General features: G+C 48.2%; 20 protein-coding genes. 10 read left to right on the forward strand and 10 right to left on the reverse strand.

Going from position 1 to position 20,867, the window contains the following annotated elements; all coding sequences use genetic code 11:
• Positions 1 to 108 precede the first annotated feature (108 nt).
• A complete protein-coding gene (locus tag KME12_14375) occupies positions 109 to 366 on the reverse strand; it encodes an ATP-binding cassette domain-containing protein (protein ID MBW4488970.1) in 258 nt (85 codons plus the stop codon).
• A gap of 157 nt (positions 367 to 523) precedes the next feature.
• On the opposite strand from KME12_14375, the gene KME12_14380 reads away from it, so the two are divergent.
• The gene (locus KME12_14380; protein ID MBW4488971.1) at positions 524 to 2,050 is read left to right on the forward strand and encodes an ABC transporter permease subunit; all 1,527 of its coding nucleotides are present in this window, start codon (positions 524 to 526) and stop codon (positions 2,048 to 2,050) included.
• An 11-nt stretch (positions 2,051 to 2,061) separates the two neighbouring features.
• Here the strand turns inward: KME12_14380 and KME12_14385 are convergent, their stop codons facing one another.
• Positions 2,062 to 2,598, reverse strand: a complete 537-nt coding sequence (locus tag KME12_14385; GenBank protein MBW4488972.1) for a mechanosensitive ion channel family protein — start codon at positions 2,596 to 2,598, stop codon at positions 2,062 to 2,064.
• Between the two features lie 165 nt (positions 2,599 to 2,763).
• Between KME12_14385 and KME12_14390 the strand changes: the two genes are divergently transcribed.
• The 3 genes from KME12_14390 to KME12_14400 all read left to right on the forward strand — a co-directional run bounded on the left by KME12_14390 (position 2,764) and on the right by KME12_14400 (position 6,318).
• Entirely contained in the window at positions 2,764 to 3,177 is a 414-nt protein-coding gene (locus tag KME12_14390) for a response regulator (GenBank protein ID MBW4488973.1), read from the forward strand.
• Between the two features lie 84 nt (positions 3,178 to 3,261).
• On the forward strand, positions 3,262 to 5,454 hold the full coding sequence (locus tag KME12_14395) for an NACHT domain-containing protein (GenBank protein MBW4488974.1): 2,193 nt from the start codon (positions 3,262 to 3,264) through the stop codon (positions 5,452 to 5,454).
• A 420-nt stretch (positions 5,455 to 5,874) separates the two neighbouring features.
• On the forward strand, positions 5,875 to 6,318 hold the full coding sequence (locus KME12_14400; GenBank protein ID MBW4488975.1) for a Mo-dependent nitrogenase C-terminal domain-containing protein: 444 nt from the start codon (positions 5,875 to 5,877) through the stop codon (positions 6,316 to 6,318).
• Between the two features lie 46 nt (positions 6,319 to 6,364).
• On the opposite strand, the gene KME12_14405 is transcribed toward KME12_14400, so the two are convergent.
• The 4 genes from KME12_14405 to purE all read right to left on the reverse strand — a co-directional run bounded on the left by KME12_14405 (position 6,365) and on the right by purE (position 10,533).
• Positions 6,365 to 7,486 (reverse strand): carbonate dehydratase, encoded by a 1,122-nt coding sequence (locus KME12_14405; GenBank protein MBW4488976.1) that lies wholly within the window; start codon positions 7,484 to 7,486, stop codon positions 6,365 to 6,367.
• Positions 7,487 to 7,609: 123 nt separating this feature from the next.
• Complete coding sequence (cobW, locus tag KME12_14410; protein MBW4488977.1) at positions 7,610 to 8,680, reverse strand: cobalamin biosynthesis protein CobW; 1,071 nt, start codon at positions 8,678 to 8,680, stop codon at positions 7,610 to 7,612.
• A 254-nt stretch (positions 8,681 to 8,934) separates the two neighbouring features.
• A complete protein-coding gene (locus KME12_14415; GenBank protein MBW4488978.1) occupies positions 8,935 to 9,678 on the reverse strand; it encodes a heme oxygenase (biliverdin-producing) in 744 nt (247 codons plus the stop codon).
• A 330-nt stretch (positions 9,679 to 10,008) separates the two neighbouring features.
• The gene (gene purE, locus KME12_14420; protein ID MBW4488979.1) at positions 10,009 to 10,533 is read right to left on the reverse strand and encodes a 5-(carboxyamino)imidazole ribonucleotide mutase; all 525 of its coding nucleotides are present in this window, start codon (positions 10,531 to 10,533) and stop codon (positions 10,009 to 10,011) included.
• 73 nt (positions 10,534 to 10,606) lie between these two features.
• On the opposite strand from purE, the gene nagA reads away from it, so the two are divergent.
• The 4 genes from nagA to KME12_14440 all read left to right on the forward strand — a co-directional run bounded on the left by nagA (position 10,607) and on the right by KME12_14440 (position 13,833).
• Positions 10,607 to 11,821 carry an N-acetylglucosamine-6-phosphate deacetylase gene (nagA, locus tag KME12_14425; GenBank protein ID MBW4488980.1) on the forward strand — a complete coding sequence of 405 codons (1,215 nt, stop codon included), beginning with the start codon at positions 10,607 to 10,609 and terminating at the stop codon, positions 11,819 to 11,821.
• A 276-nt stretch (positions 11,822 to 12,097) separates the two neighbouring features.
• Complete coding sequence (bchM, locus tag KME12_14430; protein MBW4488981.1) at positions 12,098 to 12,784, forward strand: magnesium protoporphyrin IX methyltransferase; 687 nt, start codon at positions 12,098 to 12,100, stop codon at positions 12,782 to 12,784.
• A gap of 157 nt (positions 12,785 to 12,941) precedes the next feature.
• Positions 12,942 to 13,409, forward strand: coding sequence for a hypothetical protein (locus KME12_14435; GenBank protein ID MBW4488982.1), 468 nt, complete (start codon positions 12,942 to 12,944; stop codon positions 13,407 to 13,409).
• A gap of 46 nt (positions 13,410 to 13,455) precedes the next feature.
• A complete protein-coding gene (locus KME12_14440) occupies positions 13,456 to 13,833 on the forward strand; it encodes a DUF423 domain-containing protein (protein ID MBW4488983.1) in 378 nt (125 codons plus the stop codon).
• Positions 13,834 to 13,904: 71 nt separating this feature from the next.
• Here the strand turns inward: KME12_14440 and KME12_14445 are convergent, their stop codons facing one another.
• Positions 13,905 to 14,720: a YebC/PmpR family DNA-binding transcriptional regulator gene (locus KME12_14445; protein MBW4488984.1), complete on the reverse strand. Its 816-nt coding sequence runs from the start codon at positions 14,718 to 14,720 to the stop codon at positions 13,905 to 13,907.
• Positions 14,721 to 14,840: 120 nt separating this feature from the next.
• On the opposite strand from KME12_14445, the gene KME12_14450 reads away from it, so the two are divergent.
• Positions 14,841 to 16,232 (forward strand): ABC transporter substrate-binding protein, encoded by a 1,392-nt coding sequence (locus KME12_14450; GenBank protein ID MBW4488985.1) that lies wholly within the window; start codon positions 14,841 to 14,843, stop codon positions 16,230 to 16,232.
• A gap of 277 nt (positions 16,233 to 16,509) precedes the next feature.
• On the forward strand, positions 16,510 to 17,295 hold the full coding sequence (locus KME12_14455; protein ID MBW4488986.1) for a GUN4 domain-containing protein: 786 nt from the start codon (positions 16,510 to 16,512) through the stop codon (positions 17,293 to 17,295).
• A gap of 61 nt (positions 17,296 to 17,356) precedes the next feature.
• Here KME12_14455 and KME12_14460 read toward each other — a convergent pair whose 3' ends face one another.
• The 3 genes from KME12_14460 to KME12_14470 form a co-directional block, all read right to left on the reverse strand.
• Positions 17,357 to 17,863: a hypothetical protein gene (locus KME12_14460; GenBank protein MBW4488987.1), complete on the reverse strand. Its 507-nt coding sequence runs from the start codon at positions 17,861 to 17,863 to the stop codon at positions 17,357 to 17,359.
• A gap of 169 nt (positions 17,864 to 18,032) precedes the next feature.
• The gene (locus KME12_14465; protein ID MBW4488988.1) at positions 18,033 to 18,683 is read right to left on the reverse strand and encodes a Uma2 family endonuclease; all 651 of its coding nucleotides are present in this window, start codon (positions 18,681 to 18,683) and stop codon (positions 18,033 to 18,035) included.
• Between the two features lie 197 nt (positions 18,684 to 18,880).
• Positions 18,881 to 20,743, reverse strand: a complete 1,863-nt coding sequence (locus KME12_14470) for an HNH endonuclease (protein MBW4488989.1) — start codon at positions 20,741 to 20,743, stop codon at positions 18,881 to 18,883.
• Positions 20,744 to 20,867 lie beyond the last annotated feature (124 nt).

The raw sequence follows: 20,867 nt of genomic DNA on the forward strand, positions 1-20,867 counted from the left end.
ATCAAATTGCTGGCTGAGGAATTAGAATCCTATCTCCCCTTCTGGCAACGGTCTGAAACTTTACCCAAATGGGATATCACCATTCTTCCTGCTTGACAGGGGTGTTATTTATTTGCAACCCCCTAACTGGTTCATTTTCAGGTGGGGCGGTGATAGATCCATGCCGTTGACGAGTAAGCGCCCACTGTTGATGCTTTCGAGGCGATTGAAGCAGCGGAGTAAGGTGCTTTTGCCACATCCGGAAGGGCCAATTACGGCAACGACTTCTCCTGGCTGGACGACACCGCTAACTCCCTGTAGAATTCTCAAGTCACCAAAGCTTTTTTCTACCTGCTCGAACAAGATAGCGGGGGTTGTACTGTCCATAGCGCCAGAAGAAGGAACGAATCATTTAATGCTGATTCTAGCGACACTCTGCGGTTCAGCTTGTAAGATTGACGCAATCTCTGGATCGGCGCAGCCTTAGCGATCGCCATCATCCTGTGTTTCAACTGCGGCGGAGGGTAGTGGAAGCTCTAAACATATGCCGAATTTTTTAAGATCACGTTGGCTGCAACGCTTAGTTGTGGCTTGCAGTTGTTTGCTGCTGATTTTGCTAGGTCACTCGGCTTCTGTTGCGCAGACTCAGAGAGTTCTGAGAGTTGGCACTGAGCCAGCTTTTCCCCCGTTTGAGTTTCAAGCGCCTGGGGGTGGGCTGCAAGGATTTGATATTGATTTGATGCAGGCGATCGCCCAAGCGGAAGGGTTGCAGGTGGAGTTCCAAAGTTTACCGTTTGATGGTCTGATTCCTGCCTTGCAAGCCAGAACCGTAGATGCGGCGATTAGCTCAATGACGATTACCGCTGAGCGGCAACAGACGGTAGATTTCTCGCGGCCTTATTTTAAGGCGGGGTTGGCGATCGCGGTTCGGGCCAACAATACCAGCACAACCGACCTAAGCAGTTTGCAGAACCAGACCATCGGTGTCCAGATTGGCACTACAGGCGCAGAAACCGCCCGCAAAATTCCCGGTGCAATAATTCGCACGTTTGATTCGGCTCCTTTAGCGTTGCAAGCGTTACTCAATGGCAATGTCAGTGCAGTAATTAATGATGCGCCTGTGACGTTGTATGCGATCAAAACCAACAACCTCACCGGGATTAAGGTCACTAGCCAATTGCTGACGGAGGAGTTTTACGGTATTGCCACACCCAAAAATTCTGCTGATTTAGCCAGAATCAACGCTGGCTTGACCCGCATCCTCAGCAACGGCACCTATGACCAAATCTACCGTAAATGGTTTAACGCCCAAGCTCCTTCGCTCGCCACAGCTACGGTTCCTGGTTCAACTTCCCAAGCTGAAACCGCTCCCCCAGCTACTTCCGGTGCGGTCATTACGCGAGCCCTACCCATCCTGATACAAGGCGCTTTGATTACGCTGCAATTAACTGCGCTCTCAGTTTTTTTGGGATTAATCGGTGGCACGTTGATGGGGTTAGCTCGGCTCTCTGCTTCTCGCCCTTGGCGTTGGTTCGCCAGAATCTACATTGACTTTTTTCGAGGCACACCGCTACTGGTGCAGATCTTGATGATCTACTTTGGCATCCCAGCTTTAGTGCAAGGGTTAGGTTTCACCTTTACGTTCAATCGTTTGGGTGCAGCGGTGTTGGCTCTCAGTCTCAACAGCACAGCTTATCTGGCTGAAATTGTACGAGCGGGGATTCAGTCGATCGAGGTGGGCCAAGTAGAAGCAGCGCAATCTCTTGGTTTAGGGCCAGGACAAGCGCTGCGCTATGTGGTTTTCCCACAAGCCTTTCGGCGCATGCTGCCACCTCTAGGCAATGAGTTCATCACCCTGCTAAAAGATACGAGTTTGGTTTCTGTGATTGGGTTTGAGGAACTCCTCCGCCGAGGGCAACTAATCGTAGCTGACAATTACCGCGCCTTTGAAATTTACGCTGCTGTAGCCCTGGTCTACTTAGTTCTAAATCTACTTTCTTCTCAAGCCTTTAGCTTTCTAGAGTCCCGCATGAACCCTGCCCGACGATCGCGCCAACCTAACTCCGACTAACTCCCATCGGTTTATCTACGTCTAGCATCAGTCCGTCTCCCATCGAGCGCTGCACCAGATGACCCATCGACTACCGCTTCCTTAAACCGCTGTTGGTCATAGAAGTAGACGGTACGAATGGGATAAGGAATGGAAACGCCAGCGCGATCGCAAGCTTCCTTTAAGGCAATCATCACAATGGTACGGGTGCGCCGAACTACAGCCTTTGTCGGAGCAGTCCAATAGCGCACCATGAGATCAATAGAGCTTTCACCAAACCCCACAATATCTACTTCTGCCGTTGGCTTGGTCAAGACTTCATCAACCTGGTTCACCGTCTCCAGAAAAGCTTGGATGACTTGGGGTAAAGGCGTGTTGTAATCAACGCCAATGGCTAAATCAGTTCGGCGATGGGGCATTGCAGTTAGAACTTGCACGGGACTCGTGAACACAATGGAGTTGGGAATTACCACCCGTTCGCCTTGGTAGGTACGAAGCAAAGACAGAAAATTTTGGCTGCAACAATCAACTCTGAATGAGTGGCAACTCTGAACGCGTGGGCCAGCCAATCAGCGCGATCGCACTCACAAGCATTACGTCTCAGCTTAGGTACGGCAACGGACAGACAACTCTTTAGCAAAGCCATCAATATAAATTGGAGGGAGCAGCATGAGCCTCAATGCTGTTACGACTGAGTTGAAGTCATAACGTTCAATCAGAGTGCTGCAAACTTGATGGTGCCTTTGATTTTATCTGTAGACGACTATGAAGACGATCGCCTGCTAAGCGCCTTTTTTCTGGAAAGCCTTGGTTACCAAAGTATTACAGCTCCTGATGGCGAAACGGCTTTAGCCCTAACCCAACGCTGCCAACCGGACTTAATTTTACTAGACCTTTGTTTGCCAAGAATGAACGGTCTAGAGGTTGTTCGCCGTCTTAAACAAAATCCACAAACGGCAACGATTCCTGTCATTGCCATCACAGCGATGATAGTGCAGGGTAGTAAAATTTCTAACGCTTCAGCCCTGTGCAATCGTGACCAAGCCTTATTAGCAGGCTGCGATGATTACGTGACCAAGCCCTATACCCTTGAGGAAATAGAGAGCGTCCTTTGTCGTCATCTTAACCAATCCCTCAGTTTCTCTTGAGCACGCCCAAGAGTTGAGAGTGGAAATCTGGCAGATTTCCCCTTAATCTGTTGACATCGTGCCAACTTTTTCTCTCATACTCCTATGATTGGACTGGAAAAAATCGCCCTCCAAGCCGCCAGCATGGGTTTGGCTAGCATTTTCAGCCGTGTGGTTTGGGAGGGAGGCGGCAAACTGCTCGGTTGGATGGGCAAAAAAAGCTTAGACGAAAAAACCAAGCAGGCGATCGCGGCAGCTTCAACCCAGTACGTCCAAAACTATGGGGAGCGCCACGGCATTCTGAAAGTGTTGGGTATGCGTGAGCCTGCACCTTTGGAGTCGATTTACACGACCGTTCAATTGCTCGACAAGTGGGATCTGCGGCGGTTTGAGTCGATTGAAACCTTAGAAAAAGCCTATCGCCAAACTCGAACTCGTAGCTTTCAACCCAAAGAGTCGAGCCGTCAGGATGGTCGAAGAGTTGCCAACGAAAAACAATATTTAATGGTGCTAGGTGGGCCTGGAGCAGGGAAATCGACCTTTCTCCGCAAGTTGGGTTTGGAAGCACTCAAGGGAACCCAAGGTGGCTATGAGCATGAATGTATCCCGGTGCTGATTGAGCTAAAGAGCTTTACTAGCAGCAAGATCAACATCGAGAAAGCGATCGCCCAGGAGTTCAAAATTTGTGGTTTTCCCCACCCGGAAGAAGCCACGACTCAACTGTTAGAACAAGGCAAATTATTAATTTTATTAGATGGCTTAGATGAAGTCCCTGGCAAAAATCTAAATGAAGCAATTTGTCAAATTCAAAACTTTGTCGATCAGTACGATCAAAACCGTTTTATTGCCTCTTGCCGCCTCGCCGCCTATCGCCACAACTTTAGACGATTTACCGATGTGGCAATGGCTGACTTCGACCCTGCCCAAATCAAGCAGTTCATCCATAATTGGTTCCGCTCCAACGAGGATCAGCAAGCTGGCACCGGGCAGAAGTGTTGGGAGTTACTTATAAAGCCAGAAAACGCTGCGGCCAAAGAATTAGCCCACTCGCCTTTACTACTGACACTCCTTTGTTTAGTCTACGATCGCTCTCAAAATTTCCCCAACAATCGCAGTGTTCTTTATCGTAAGGCTCTCCGAGTTTTGCTGGAGGAATGGGCTTCTGAGAAACGCATTTTACGCGATGAAATCTACCAAGGCTTAAGCACCGAATTAGAAGAAATTTTATTATCTGAAATTGCCTATAATGCATTCAAATCAGATCGGCTCTTCTTCTCTCAAGCGGAGATTGTCAGTCAAATCAAAACTTTTTTAACTGATAACTTAAATGCACCCAAACACTTGAATGGAGAGGCGGTATTAAATGCGATCGCGATTCAGCAAGGCATTTTAGTCGAACGGGCAGAAGATGTGTTTTCGTTCTCCCATTTGACGCTGCAAGAATATCTCACTGCCCAGTACATCGCCGACAATCATCAAGTGGTTCGCTTAGTCGCCGATCACCTCACAGACCCGCGTTGGCAAGAAGTATTTTTACTCGTGGCAGGGCTAATGCGGCATGGTGCTGATGAACTACTGATCCGCATGGCTCGCAAAACTCGTCGCTACATCACCACTCCTAAGTTGCAAGCTTTGTTGCAGTGGGCGCACCAAATTACTGAAGGCCCAGGAACCACTGTGAAGCCTGTGGTAAAAAGAGCCTCGGCATTGTTTGTAGCTTTAGCTCGCGATCGCGCCTTAGAACTAGTCCGGGTGCTCCATCCCAATACCGCGCGCGTTTTAGATCTCGTACGGACGCTAGACCTAGTTTGTGCCCCTGCTTCAGTGCAAGCGATCGATTTAGCTCGCGCGATGGAACTGGCCCGCAGCCTCAATTTTGACTGTGCTCCCGCTCGCGCCCGTGCCCGAACTCGCAGCCTGAACCGGATTCCCGCTCGGACTCTAGCTCGCGCCGTCACCAACTCTCTAGCGCAAGAGTTTAGCAAGAGCCAACTGTTTAACAGCGTCAACTTCCACCCCTTGATTGCTCGTCTAGATGCTCTAAAAACCAAAGCCCCAGATACTAGCCAACCCTATGAAGTGCAGCAAGCCTTTCGCGATCGCGTTTCTCAAGTCTGGCTCCACGCCCTCAAGCTCGATGCTGCCCTAGTGGATTTATCCGCCGCAGAGTTACAAGCGCTGGAAAACTACCTTTACGCCAATTGTCTGCTAGTCCGTTGTAAGCAATCAGCCGTTCGAGTTTCAGCCAAAACCTGGGAAGAAATTGAAACGCAAATGCTTTTTGTTGCAGGCTGCTAAGGCTGCTTCAGGAGCTTTACCACAACTAGATGGGTTAACAGGTCTGTGCAGGGGCAGAGGGCGCGATCGCATACTTAGGGTTTAACTTGGGGGATTTAGATTGGGAGCTTTAACAAAAAAGCATGTGGGCTCCATAGTGCTACGCATCAAGTTTAGGGCAAAGGGGGTGCAGGGGCGAAGCCCCCACACCCCGTCTTAACCTTTAACAGTACTGCTATATCAACGTCAAAGATGGGTACAAACTTCAGCAAAAACATGCAAGGTTTTCCTATTAAAAAGATGAGTTTGAATCGAACTGGTTTCTAAGTGCAAAAATCTGGTAGTTTTTGCTACAAATTTGCAGATTTCATCAGAGATTTATCAAAATTACCTGCTTTTATTTGCCACTTCACGGAACAATTCGCTAGCATTTGTATCGTTATGTATGGGAATGTTAAGAGCGTCTGCTACCCGCGATCGCCCAGAGCATTGCTAGGAGCATCGCCGCCATTCCTACCTCTCTCTTACTTGGAACGCATGTTTATGGCGTCAACAAATCAAGGTAGTTTTGCCCTGTTCGATGAAACAGTGGCTCCCGCTAAGAGCAAAGCTCCGTTTAAGCTACAATTTGGTTTTCTCAAGCCTTTACGGCAGTGGCTGGATGGAATTGAAGTCCAAACCCCTCGGTTGGCTCATTTTCTCGCCAAAACAATTCCAGCTCAGTGCCCTTTTGAGAGAGACATTACTCTCTTTGGCCGCAAAATTGCTCATATTCCACCACTGTGCAAATTCAATCCTTTGTACGAGGAATTGGTAGGCCTCCGGTTTCGCGCCCTTTGCTACTTAGTAGATCAGTGTGGCGAGGACATTCAAGCCTATTCCTAGAAACTGTGCCTACATAGGGCTTTGATCAGCTTCCTTCTAGGGAGTTTTAACTGGTTTTCAATGCATCTGCTTGTTTCTGTGCTGTGATCACAGCTTGCGGCGGCACCTTAGATCCATCCCTTAGCGTCACTCCCACTACAATGGCCCCCGTACCAATCGTGACGTTGTCACCTACCTGAGAGCGAAACAAGACTGCATCATCCGCGATCGCCAGGTTGTTGCCGACTTCTAAGGGGCCGTGGAAGACAACGTTGTCGTCTGTATTTAAGTTTCTGCCTATTCGGATGCTGGTGCCTTTGAGGGCATGAAAGGTGACTCGATCTTCGATCGCAGCATTTTCGCCAATGATGATGGGTGAACCTTCATCAGCCCGAATCGAGGTACGCTGACCCACCACACTATTACGGCCCAGGCGCACGTCACCCACAATTCGCACAAATGGGTCGATTCGAACGTTCTGACCTAAGGTGGGTCGCACGGGTTTTGGGTTCCAGGAGGTTCGTGGGGCGGGGCTAATGCCAGTGACGGCATCGAATCCCTGCGATCGATAGAGTTCACCATAATGCTCGGCAAACTCTTCATTCACTTCTAAGACTTCTCTTTGAAACTCGGCATTGTCCGTGGTTTTTAGAGGCAAGGCATCTGCTTGAGCTTGCGTGGTAATGACTGCACCAATCGGGACGAGACGATTTCTGCCAATTCGTACGTTAGCCAGTTTGGCTCCATGCAGCACAAAAGCCCCATCCTCTAGAACGGTGTTCTGCAATTGCGCGTGGAAGCCGATGAAAGTGAAGTTGCCGATTTTGGAATTTTCAATACTGGCTTGGTGAGCAATGCTGACTTGGTTTCCAGTGCTGCTCGATCTGCGACCACAGGCGCTAGTGGGAGAAGGGGTGCGGCGGCGGGCAATAAAAAGAATATTGTCTTGGAGATTTGTTTCATTGCCAATGCAGATGTGAGTGTCGGGATCGGCCCGTAAAACCGTGTTGCTAGCCACAAACACCCGCTTACCCACAGCTACATTACCAAATAGCTCCACTAAAGGGCTAATAAAGCTGGAGTTAACTACGACCGGAGTGGGCCGAAATAAGCTGGTTAAGGAGCTTGGAGTCGCAGCCAAGGTCACAGTTACGGTCAGTACAAGGCCCAAAATAATGCCAATGCTCAGAAAACTCCGCGATCGCTTTTTGAGACGTTGGTGTGTAGAAACAACTTTCACAGCGCAACCAATAAACTAGATACTAACTATTTCTAGGTAGCCGCTTAGCTCTCAGGCCAGTTTTCGACTGATTCAGCTTACCGTAGCTACCAACTGCGACTCAATCTTGGCAGCATCGATCGCCCGACCAATGAAGACTAGGCGGGTTTCTGGTGTTTCATCCGGTTGCCACGGGCGATCGTAGAAGCGCTCGAAGCGTTTACCCACCCCTTGTAGCACCAACCGCATCGACTTATTGGGCACTGCCACAAACCCCTTAATCCGGTAGATTTCTTGCTCTTGCACCAGAGCTTCCAACTGGCGTTGTAGCTGGTCTGGGTCGAAGCTTTGGTTTAGGACAACATGAGTCGAGGTGATATCGTCATCGTGATTATGCTCTTCCTCAGTGTCATGATGGCTGGGGCGCTGCTCCAGGTTGTCTTCCACGGCTGCCTGGAACCCTAAGAGTAGATCTGGGCTGAGTTGACCGCGATCGCTCGCTACAATCTTGACGGCTCTGGGCAATTCTCGCTGAATCAGCTCTAGGGCTTGAGTTTGAGCATCGGCATCTACTAGATCTGTCTTATTCAGCACCACCAAATCGGCACAGGCGAGTTGATCTTCAAACAACTCTTGCAGAGGCGTTTCGTGGTCTAGATTTGGGTCGGCTTGCCGTTGGGCTTCTACAGCTTGCAGATCGCTCGCCAGGGTTCCCTGAGTCACCGCCTCACAATCCACCACTGTTACCACCCCATCTACGGTGGCGGCATTGCGAATTTCGGGCCAGCGAAACGCTTTAATCAACGGCTTGGGCAAAGCCAAACCAGACGTTTCAATCAAAATACAGTCGATCTGATCTCGACGCTTGATTAGCTCTAGCATCGTCGGCAAAAACTCTTCCTGTACGGTGCAGCAAAGACAGCCGTTGGTCAGCTCCACAATGTTGGAAACGTTGGCTGCACTCGCTACTTGCTCCTCACCGGACTCATCTGGACACACTTGGCAAGACCGTAGCAAATCACCATCAATCCCCAACTCGCCAAACTCATTCACCAAGACCGCAATCCGCCGACCTTGATTGTTTTGCAACACATGTCGAATCAGGGTCGTTTTACCACTGCCTAGGAAGCCAGTAATGACGGTAACAGGAATTTTTGCAGCCATGCCTAAACTCAGAAAGGATTTGAAAGGGTTTGAAAAGGATTTGAAAAGGTTTTAGAAGGGGCGATCGCTTGCCCAAATATTGCTTGCTCAGGTTATCACTCTCAGCAGGACGCCTTCAAGCTAATAATCCTGAAAGCTCAGTGACTGCTTTACAACCACCAAGCCTCCAGGATTACAAGTTTGCTCACAATGGAGACTAAATTTTAGATAGAGGATAGTTCCTCGAAGTTAGCGACAGAAGTAGCTCAGCCAGCTTATTCAGCAGTAGCCATTTCGGTGCTGCCACGACCGCGACGACGAGTGAGCGTGTTGAACAGCATCACCCCGATCGCCTTGATCAGGTTACCTTCTAGTTCATTGAACAGCTTCATGTTCATGCCAAAAGCTGAATTAGCTTCCTCAACAATCCGATCAGCTGTCGCCTCGTCCACAGGCAACTCATTCATTGCTTGACGGTAAGTATTTTTGAATGCCTTGTCGTCAGCAATATCTGCAAATTCGTAGAACGCGGTGCCCTCACTTTCTAGATTCATTGCCCGCTGAGCAATCCCCTTGAGGATTTGACCACCCGAGAGATCACCCAAATAACGAGTGTAAGAGTGCGCCGCTAACAACTCAGGCTCTGAAGCCGCGATCTCATGAATCCGTTGCACATAAGCTTGAGCGGCAGGCGAAGGAGCCACTTCTTCACGCCAATTGGGGCCGTAGTAGTAGTAAAGATCCTTCTCTAAGCTTTCCTGCCGATTTAGCTGGGGAAAGTAGAACTTCGAAACAATCGGATGGTTCTGGAGCCGATCCATTTCCTCTTCGATCGCAGAGTAAACGAAGTAGAGATTGGCGACCAGCTTCCGGTAAGAAGTTTTCTCAACAACTCCCTTCAAAAAGCACTTTACGAAGCCGACGTTCTCAGCCATAGTGTGGGCTTTTTTAGTGCCCTCACGAAGTTTGGTTGCTAAATTACCGTTGCCCTCTAAATTGGTAGCGACAGTACTGGTCATACTAAATATCCTGCTAAATTTCCCAACACTAAAGTTGTTTGCTGGAATGGCGATCCTTACGGAAACCTAAAAACCACCTAAATCGTTACAGTAGACCGATTTGATGAGAGTTTGTGTTAAATATTCTGAAGCTCTGTTACGTCAGAGCCACCAAAAGCCTCAGTGAGCCGAAATTCATCCGCATTCAATCCATTACATCACAAGCCGCGCTGCTAGTTATTAAAAAATGTAAGCAGACTGAGCTATTTCGATACATTTTTTCAGGAGGAAGGATAAGGGAGAGAGCGAGGGAGGAGAGAAGCAGGATGAAAAAAGAAAGAGGAAAGAAGATTACATTTCTTTGAGATATTGTTGATAGCCGACTTGGTCTAACTTGGCTTGTTTCTCCATCACCATATCCTTGAGAGATTGGCGATATTGCTGAACTTGCTCTAGCAATGTGGGATTGGAGGTAGCGAGGATTTGCACGGCTAATAGTCCAGCGTTTTTGGCATTGCCGATCGCAACGGTAGCCACAGGAATTCCGGCGGGCATTTGCACAATAGAGTAGAGCGAATCTACACCTTGGAGATTGCGGGTAGCCACCGGAACCCCAATTACGGGTAAAGGAGTGAGAGAGGCGACCATTCCTGGTAAGTGAGCGGCTCCCCCTGCTCCAGCGATGATGACTTTAATTCCGCGTGAGTGGGCTTGCTGGGCATATTCCACCATGCGTTCTGGGGTGCGGTGGGCTGAGACGATGCCAACTTCGTAAGGCACACCGAATTCTTCGCAAACAGCGATCGCAGCTTGCATGGTGGGCAAATCGGAATCACTGCCCATGATGATGCCAACTAAAGGTTGAGTCATTGAGATTTGGATTTGAGATTTTGGATTTTGGATTAAGTTAGAACTTGCAGTTTCAGTGTTGCAACTCTCAATCCAGCACATGGATATTATCAAGGCGCGGGTGCCTGGTTACTCAGGAATTCAACATATTCACATTCAAGACGGCGTGATTCAACGGGTGGAGCTAATGGGCCAATCCGTCGCTGGCGTCATACCCATTCACGAACCCCTGCTAGATGTAAACGAAGACTGGATTTCTCTTGGTGGGATCGATCTACAAATTAATGGGGCTTTGGGGTTAGCCTTTCCAGACCTCGCTCCAGAGCATTTAGGAAAACTGACTGAAATCTGTCAATTTCTGTGGCAGCAAGGCGTAGATGGTTTTTTCCCCACCCTTGTCACCACCTCCATCGAGAACATTCAGCGATCGCTCGCCACCATCGCCCAATTCATCGAGCAAATCCAGCCCACGCAAACTAGAGCCGCCCAAATTCTCGGTGTGCATCTAGAAGGCCCATTCCTCAACCCCGAAAAACGCGGTGCCCACCCTGCCGAATACCTACTGCCCCTCACCGTCGAGCAAGTCAAGCAAGTCCTCGGCGATTACGCCCACCTCGTCAAAATCATCACCCTGGCCCCCGAACTCGACCCCACCGGAGCCGCGATCGCCTACTTGCAATCCCTCGGCATCACCGTCAGCCTTGGACACTCCCAAGCTACCGCCACCCAAGCTCAGCAAGCCTTCGCCCAGGGGTCTACAATGGTCACCCACGCCTTCAACGCCATGCCCAGCCTGCACCACCGCGAACCTGGCCTACTCGGAGCCGCGATCGCTGACCCCCATGTGCAATGTGGCTTCATCGCCGACGGTCAACACGTCTCCCCCATCATGCTCGACCTCCTGTTACGAGCCAGCCATTACGACCAAGGCTTATTCCTAGTCAGCGACGCCCTCGCCCCCCTTGGCCTCCCCGATGGTACTTACCCCTGGGATACTCGCCAAATCGAAGTCAAACAAGGCACTGCTAGCCTCCCCGACGGCACATTATCTGGGACAACGTTGCCATTGTTGGTTGGGGTGCAGAACTTAGTGAAATGGGGAATTTGCGATATTGAACAGGCGATCGCCCTAGCCACCACTGCACCCAGACGCGCGATCGGTTGGTGGCAAGAACCCGCAGGAGAACATTGCCCCTACCGAGGTCAGCCAGCTAGCAACTTGCTGCGATGGGCGATCGATCCTGAAACTCAGAACCTAAGCTGGAAGCGAGTAGAGCAGACCTCTCCCCAACCTCTCTCCTACAAGAGGAGCTAAAGAATCTTATCTCCCCTTCCCTTGCAGGGAAGGGGCCGGGGGTTAGGTCGCAAAGTTTCTCCCACAGTTAAACTCGTCTGGAGGGGGTCTGGGGGACGCAGCCGTCCCTCAGCGGGAGTTTGAGGGCAGGTGCCCTCAAGGCTCGGATTCCCCAATGGTCACCAAAAGCATCAGAGAGCCGCGATCGCCCGAACCCAAAATTATCACCCCAACAACAAATCATCATAGGATTGAGAACTGTAGTCTGTATGAAACCCAGCAAATAGAACCAAATTTATGAACGTGGTGGATGATAAAACCGTAGTCCGGGAGTACTTCAACGCAACCGGATTTGACCGCTGGCGACGCATTTACGGCGATGGAGAAGTTAACAAAGTCCAACTCGACATTCGCATTGGGCATCAACAGACCATTGATCACGTCTTAGGCTGGCTCAAAGCCGACGACAACCTCTCACAAATCACCGTATGCGACGCAGGCTGCGGGGTTGGTAGCCTCAGCATCCCCTTGGCTGAAGCAGGCGCTAAAGTCTTCAGCAGCGACATTTCCGAAAAAATGGTTGAAGAAGCCAAAGACAGAGCTGCCTCCGAGCTAGGCCAAACCACCAACCCCACCTTCAGCGTTCAAGACCTAGAAAGTCTGAGCGGTAAGTATCACACCGTCATCTGCCTGGACGTGCTGATTCATTACCCCCAAGAGAAAGCCGCTGACATGATCGCCTATCTCAGCTCTCTGGCAGACTCTCGCTTGATTCTCAGCTTTGCCCCCAAAACCCTCGCCTACAGCTTGCTGAAAAAAATTGGCGACTTCTTCCCTGGCCCCAGCAAAGCCACCCGTGCCTACCTGCATCGGGAAGCAGACGTAGTAAAAATCCTAGAAGCCAACGGCTGGAAAATTGAGCGCAACGCCATGACCAAAACCCGCTTCTACTTCTCCCGCCTCCTGGAAGCCGTGAAAAAATAAGCTGCAAAATTCGACAGCCTCAAGATTCGATAAATTCAGAGGCAAGGGCGATCGCGACAGGCTAGAATCTCGGCTAGCGCGATCGCCTCATGTTGTAAGCCGAAATGATCAGTGCCTGCGGTACAATCTCGGCAAACTTGCAGACTCACTCATCGTCATGAAACTGCTTCAAAAATTAGCAGCTGGATTCTTGCTCACTTGGGGATTGTTGTTTCTCATCGTTCCTGTGGCAGTGCTGCCCGACAAAAACGCTTCTCAGGAAGATCGAGATTCTGCAATCGGTTGTCTAGTAGGCGGCATCCCCATTACGGCCTGGGGGGCTTGGTTAACTTGGGGACTGTATCGACAACGCCAGAAGGAAGAACGCGATCGCCTGCAAGCAATCTTTTATCATCTACTCAAGCAAGGCCACGGCTCTGTCACTGTTTTGGAGTTAGCGATGGAGGCTAAACTTTCTGGAGCAGACGCGAAACAGTATTTAGATGCCAAGGCGAGGGAGTTTGGAGCCACGTTTGATGTCACCGATCGCGGCAGTATTGCCTATGAGTTTGACCTGAAAGCCGTGAGTTTGTTGGAGGCTGGTTCAATCCCACTCAACTCAGACCACTGGCGATCGCTCCAGTAAGCCAAGCTCGCTAGCATGAAGCGTAGATGTGTTTGAGAGGATTGGCATGGTTCGTATCTTTTTGGCGATCGCGGCAATTTTGGCAGGTTTAGCAGTGGCGGCGGGAGCATTTGCGTCTCACGCTTTGCGAGATAAGTTGAGCGATCGGGCTTTGGAGATTTTTGAGACGGCTTCGCGCTACCAGATGTATCATGCGTTGGCTTTGTTGTTGGTGGCGGTGCTGCTGGCTCAGGTGGCGATACCCTCTACTTTATTGCACATAGCAGGTTATGCGTTTCTGACAGGGATTGTGCTGTTTTCTGGCAGTTTATATGCGTTGAGTCTTTCTGGGGTGAAGTGGCTGGGCGCGATTACTCCTCTCGGTGGGGTGGCGTTTTTGATTGGCTGGGGATGTGTGGCGGCGGCAGCTTGGAGTTTTAAGTAACCTAACCCCTCAGTCCCCTTCCCTAAAAAACTCCCCTCGCCTCGTAGGAGAGGGGCTGGGGGAGAGGTTCTTCAAGCCATCGTCAACGACATTAGCTCCTCGGCCATCTCGAAGTTGGCGGTGACGTTCTGGACATCATCGGAGTCTTCTAGGGCATCCATCAGTTTCAGGAGCGATCGCGCTTGATCGGGGTCGGTGACTTCCATCGTGTTGTTGGGCATCCAGCGCAGTTCGGCTTGTTGGATGTGGTAGCCCTTGTCTTTCAGCACTTGGGTAAGGTTCTCCAAGTTGGCGACTTCGGTGAACACTTCTGCGCCCTCAACTTCATCAACTTGCGTTAGCTCGTAAAATTCGGCTCCACCTTCAAGGGAGGCTTCTAGCAAGGCATCTTCATCAATTTGGCTGCTGGTGGCGTTGCGATTGCGTTTCCGTCCTTCTTCGGCTGGGGCAGCAGTGAGGGTAACGACGCCTTTTTGGTCAAACATCCAGCTCACACAGCCAGTTTCGCCTAAGTTGCCGCCATTTTTACTAAAGGCTTCGCGCATGTCGGCAGCGGTGCGGTTGCGGTTATCGGTCAAGGCTTCGATCAGTACTGCCACACCCCCAGGGCCATAGCCTTCGTAGCGAATGGCTTCTAAGGCGGCGTTGTCGGGGCCGAGTTTACCTGCTCCTTTGGCGATCGCCCGATCAATGTTGTCGTTGGGGATTCCAGCGGCTTTAGCTTTCTCGATCGCGGTACGAAGTTGGAAATTGCCGTTGGGGTCGGGCACGCCACTTCTGGCTGCTACAATAATCTCTCGCGAGATTTTAGTGAAGACTTTGCCCTTCACTGCATCGACTCTGGCTTTTTGGCGCTTGATATTGGCCCACTTACTATGTCCTGCCATAAAGAGGTGAGGTCAGACTGAAACCGTTAAAACTGCAATTGGATTGACTAGCATCGATGTTAGCAGAGGCTTTGCATCCACTACATTAGTTAGGTTGAGCGATCGCAACATCAAAAAGCTATGAATAGAGCGTGGAGGCAGTGCTTACAGGGAAGCTGGCAATCAACAGGGGTGAGAAATCTCATCGTGATTGCGCTCCTACTGCTGAGCATATTGGGGTGGTTTGACTGGACTACATCTGCGATCGCCGCTCCTCAGGTGACACATCTGGCACTGTGGCAAGGGGTAAACCCACCTCCCAATCGTGATGTGTTACAGAAACTGGTCGATCGATTTAATCAAACTCACACTGATATCCAGGTTGACTCAATTTATGTCGGGCAACCGGATGAGCAGATGCCCAAGATTCTCGCGGCTGTGGTGGGGAATTCAGCCCCGGACATGCTCTGGTTTGCCCCGATGATTACGGGGCAGTTGGTGGAGTTGGATGCGATTCGGCCTCTAGAGCCGTTGTTGGATCAGTCTCCTTTACGTGAGCAAATTGCGCCGACTCTGTTCGAGACAATGGAGTTGGAAAACCATCTCTGGTCGATTCCCTTTGGCACCAACAATGTCGGTATTTTCTATCGACCGAGTTTGTTTGAAGCCGCTGGTATTACCCAACTGCCCAAAACCTGGGAGGAGTTGCGGCAAGTCGCGCAGACTTTAACTCGCGACACCGATGGCGATCGCCGCATTGACCAACATGGCATTCTCCTACCATTGGGGAAAGGTGAGTGGACAGTATTTAACTGGTTACCGTTTATGTGGAGTGGAGGCGGAGAACTCACAACTACAGGTCAAGCTGATCCATCTGCGGTTAACTTAGCAAACTCAGGGGCGATCGCGGCTTTGCAATTGTGGAGAGACTTGCTAGACGATGGTTCTGCTGTTTTATCTCTCCCAGAACGCGGCTATGAACTAGATGGTTTTCTCGCAGGCAAAGTCGCCATGCAACTCTCTGGCCCCTGGACGCTGGGCCAACTGCAAGCTACCGGAGTCGATTTCGGCGTCATTCCCATCCCTATTGGAGATAAACAGGCAACGGCGAGCGGGGGAGAAAACCTATTTATTTTCAAAACCACACCAGAGCGAGAACGTGCGGCTTTTACGTTTGCAGAATATGTGTTGAGTGAGGAATTCCAAACGCAATGGGCTTTAGGAACAGGCTATCTACCCACTAATCTTGAGGCTCGGCAAAATCCCACCTATCAACAATTTGTCGCCCAACAACCTGGGGTCAGCGTATTCTTAGAACAAGCTCCCTACGGGCGATCGCGACCGATTTTCTTTGGATACAATCGTGTCTCTGAGCATTTGGGACGGGCGATCGAAGCTGTATTATTAGGCAAAAGCACTCCCGAAATAGCTCTGACAGAAGCACAACGCAGACTCAATTTAGTGTTTGGCAAGTTTGAGATAGAAGGAATGCGATCGCCAGCAGAGCAACAGCCAAACCTGCATATCAAGTAATTGTGAATTTCCTTGCAAGACACTGTTTTGAAGCGGTCAACGAAAAAATCGCAGGTTAGGTTAGTGCTGAGGCTACGCTTGGGTATCTTAAGCAGGAGCAAAGCCTCAAATCTCTACTCAACTAAGACATGTTGCCAAATCAAAACAGTTTTGTGGCTATTGACAGCAGTGGTCAAATCCGTGTTTCGGCCCAATCAGTAGCAGAAGCCAAAATTGCGATCAAAGAACGAGTTGAAATGTACATCGTCAAAAACTCATAACTTAGTAGAAACTAGCTATGAACCCAAGCGTTGTACATTATCAAACTCTTGAAGTTGAGCCAGGGGCATCTCAAGCTGAAATTAAACAAGCTTATAGAGATTTAGCCGTAGTTTGGCATCCCGATCGTTTTACTGATAACCCTAGACTCCGTGAAAAGGCAGAAGAAAAGCTCAAACAAATTAATGCTGCCTACGAAATTCTTAAATCCGCACCACCCCAAGCTTCCCAGGAGAAAGTACAAACCAAACCGGAACAAACAGTAAAAGTTAAACAGGAAAAGAAAGCAGAAGTTAAGCAAGAGCCATCGATTGAGATTCCTCAAAGCTGCAAGAAGTTGCAAGAGTTTCTTCAAGCAAGGAAATTGAAAGAAGCTGATCTAGAAACTAAAAGACTTTTGTTAGAGTTGACAGGCAGAACCAAAGAAGGTTGGATGCGCCCCGAAGACATTAGGGGTATATCTGGACAATCTCTCGCTGCCATTGATAAACTTTGGGCTCAAGCTAGTAATGGTCGCTTCGGGCTGAGTATTCAAAGTAGAGTTTGGGAGAAGCTGGGATGTGTTTCTTCCCCAGATACTTCTATGCAGACCTTGAGTGAAAACAAGTTTGGTCAATATGTGCACTGGCGGGTCAATGGCACTTGGCTATCTCCGTGGGATTCCTTCAATTACAGTTTTCAGGCTCCTCTGGGTAGCTTGCCTAGAGAATATATGTTCGCGCTGAGTGGTTGGTGGAGCTACTCCAAAGGCTGGACAGGTTATTTGTTACTGAGATTTGACGCTCTCTTTCCGAAGCCTAAATAGTGTAGAGAGATAGATGCTGCTCTCGGTTGTCGTGTCAGGAGCGATCGCACTACCGCATTGTCTATTCTTGAAGTCTCTGTCTTTTGTAAACCACTGGAATTGCGATCGCCATCAACATCACCAGGTTGGCAGTCCAAAATAGGACAACACCGCTAAAGCCAACCCATGCAAAACGGGGCAATGATAGTTGGGTGAATCCATCCAGTAATTGCCATAACCGAAAAGCAGTGTAGCAAAAGCCAATAGGCACCACAACACTAGGAACTAACCATTGGCTGAACACGCGCTCCGAGATTAGCTGCACCGCAACGACTAGTAAGTAACTCCCCCAGAACATCAATGCAGCAGGTTGCCCCCAAGACTGGACACATAAGGCGATCGGCAATAAAACCCCAACCACTAAGGCTAGCTTGACCCACCCCCACAGAAATGACCATTGCTGTTCACTAAATCCAATTTCTGCTGAAAAGGGGAGACGTTGGGCTTTAACACCAAAGCCGTAGGCGATCGCTAGGCTGGTTATAACCAGAATAAAAAGCGTAATAACTAGTCCGTTATTAGCTGCCACAACTCCTTCTGCATTAGCCTTCAGCATAATTTCTTTAGATGTTGAGCCTTAATCCTAACTAAGCCAAGGTAGCTTTCTGAAGGGATATGTTTCAATCAACCAAAGAGAGATGTATAACAATTAAAAGCTGTGAGGCTTCAGGCAAAAGGTGAGTCGAATTGTAGCTACCTTACCTACCGCCTGTTAACACCTGCTCAGCCGTTAGTTGCAAATCTGGAAAGGTTGGAGAAACAATGGCCTGGTCACCCCGAAATTGCTGAATTTCATACTCTCCATCCACTAGCATACAGACGGAGAGGGTAGGTTGTTTAGGTTTCCCAATGTGTCGAGTGCCACCTAAAGCTGCATAATCGGCAATCCAATATTCAGGGATGCCTAAAACTGCGTAGTCTTCCACTTTACGAGCATAATCATTTTGCCAGTTGCTACTAACTACTTCGGCAACAAATTTAATCGAACTCCCTAGCGTCAAGATAGATTGATCGGCCCAAAGTGGTTCTTGGAAAAGTTCATCTCGGTCAACAACTGCAACGTCAGGTCGAAATGCTGTGATACCTCTGTTTGCAGGACGTAATAATCCCCGTTGCAGCACAAACCAGGTTAATCCTGTTCCATCGATCTGCACACAGAGCTTGGTGGTAATGAAAGTGGCAACTTCCTCATGTTGGCCCGTTGGTTCCAAGTCGAACACCTCTCCGTCGATCAACTCATAGCGATTATCGCCACCATAAGAAGCAAGAAACTCGTCGAAGCTGAGTGGCTTCTGTTGGATTAGTTGGTCGCTCGCTTGCGTACCTGTATAGCGTATCGCAATGGTCATAGGTCAACTTATCCCAATCAATACCCTCAGTTTACCAAAGCGAACATGTAATGAAGATGTGCCGGATAAGCCTGCTGCTGGGGATAGATACTCAACATAATGATGAAGGTGCAAGTTACTGGACACAAAGAAAATTTTCTCTCAGAGGAATTTCTAATTCAAGAATTTGATTTTCCAGGCCTATAGTAAAGACGAGCTTACGCTTTTTCCACCATTTTTATTAGAACTTGAGATGTCTTACCTTGCTCTTGCGCATCGATATTATCTGGATATTGATCACATAGGATCTTGACCTCACGAGCATAATTTAGAATCTCATTTGATGAACCTTTGGTTTCAACAAGGGAAATGCAGTAATACATTAAAGCTGAAACTAGCTGCATCTCTATATGCTCACCTCTAGTTGAGGCTAATTGACGATACAAGTTAATCGCTTCATCACAAAAAAATTTGGCTTCTTCAAATTTTTGTAACTTAATACACACCGCAGTGAAGTTCAGCAATATATCTGCCAGGTCTTCTAGATAAGCTTTATACTTTTTCTCAGCTAGCTTCCTAGCGTGCGGAAGTAAGTCCAGATAGGTTTTCTCAGCGGCATTTAAGTCATTATTTGCAAGATAAAAATAGCCTAAAGCAGCAAGATTTTTGACTAATCCTTCCAAATAAAAACTTTCATTCCCCAAAACTAGTTCTTCGTATATATTTTTAGCATTTAAAAATGAAATTTGAGCTTTTCTATTCATTTCAAGGGCACTATAAGTAGTCCCAAGATTATTAAGAACTAAGGCGTGCCTATATTTGAGAAAAGGTATACCAAGTATCTTAGAATTACTATGCTCAGGATTCTCTTCTTGAAGTTTTGCATCTAATTCATCAATAACACCAAACAAGGAGTTCGCCAGTTCTAAATACTCTTGGGATTGTTGATGATCTCCTCTATAGTAATAACAAGCTCCTATGTTTTGAAAAATAATGGGGATAAATGGAAGATGTTTATAGATTTGCAACTCCTCAAGTTTTTCACAAACAGAAAGAGCATTAAAAAAATATATTTCAGCTATTTCAGCTTGCCCAAGATTACAATAAATACTTCCAACCTCCTCAATTTTTAAGACCAAATTGAGAAGATAACTTTCTGGTTCACGTTCTGCCAATCTCCCATAAATTTCTAAGCCTTTTACCAGTACTTCCTCTGCTTCGGAAAACTGCAAATTCAATGTAAGAAGCTTTGCTTTAAGAAAACGACTATCAGCATTTTTGCGCATCGAGTCATTAAGTATATTTTCTCTCTCTTGAATTCTCGCGAGTTCAGCGTCTAACTCTACTTCATTAAGGATGTCAATGGCTTTATCAATTTCTGCGTTTAAGAAGCAAAATACAGCTTTTGGGTATAGTTCAGATGCTGTACTAAGATCAATATCATTGAGTTTTTGAAGTATACTTTCAACCTGTTGCTCCAGAAAAGTCTTTTGATTCTCCAATTCTAAAATTCGATTTTGTAACTTTGATATTTCTATATCAAAAAAAGCCTCACTTCTAGTGAGGAGTTTTTCTTTGTCAGTTATACGATCTTTAAGAACTTTAATTTGCTCTTGCAACTCTTGATATCGTGGAATTTTCAGTATAAAATCTTCTCGCTCTGTAGACTCAGACATAGCAAGATTATGTAAGCGGACTTGTTGCTCCCAGCTTTCCTTGCTGCTTTTGATTTGCTCAATTGTTAGCTTACTTGTGAGGCCTGGAGAGCGATGTGCGAGGTCATGATCGTTTGGACATAAAACTACTAAGTTAGAGTAACTGTTATCCTGCGAAATTTCATACTCGACAATATGATGAATAATATAAGCGTCACTTTTTATTCCTTTGCAACAACAGCAGACAAAGTTACTACTTTCCAATAGTTTTTGCACAGTTTCTTGATTAATGGGTTGGCGTGACACACATTGTTTGAGCCAAGTCACTTCTTCTGTTGATAGTGCATGATGCTTCACTAACATTTTGCTTGGAGTTGAACGAAGAGTGGTAGCTGATAGCCCACAAGCCTCTAGCTTGGTAGACATGTTACTAGGAACTCCATATCTAAGATAGGTCTCAAGCAATCTACCCATCAGTAATAACCGTGCTGTCTGCTAGTTTTATGGTAGCCAGAATTTTTGCTCAACCTAAGCTGGCAGTACAAAAGTA

It is taken from the genome of Trichocoleus desertorum ATA4-8-CV12 (genome assembly GCA_019358975.1).
In the GTDB taxonomy this organism is placed as follows: Bacteria; Cyanobacteriota; Cyanobacteriia; order FACHB-46; family FACHB-46; genus Trichocoleus; species Trichocoleus desertorum_A.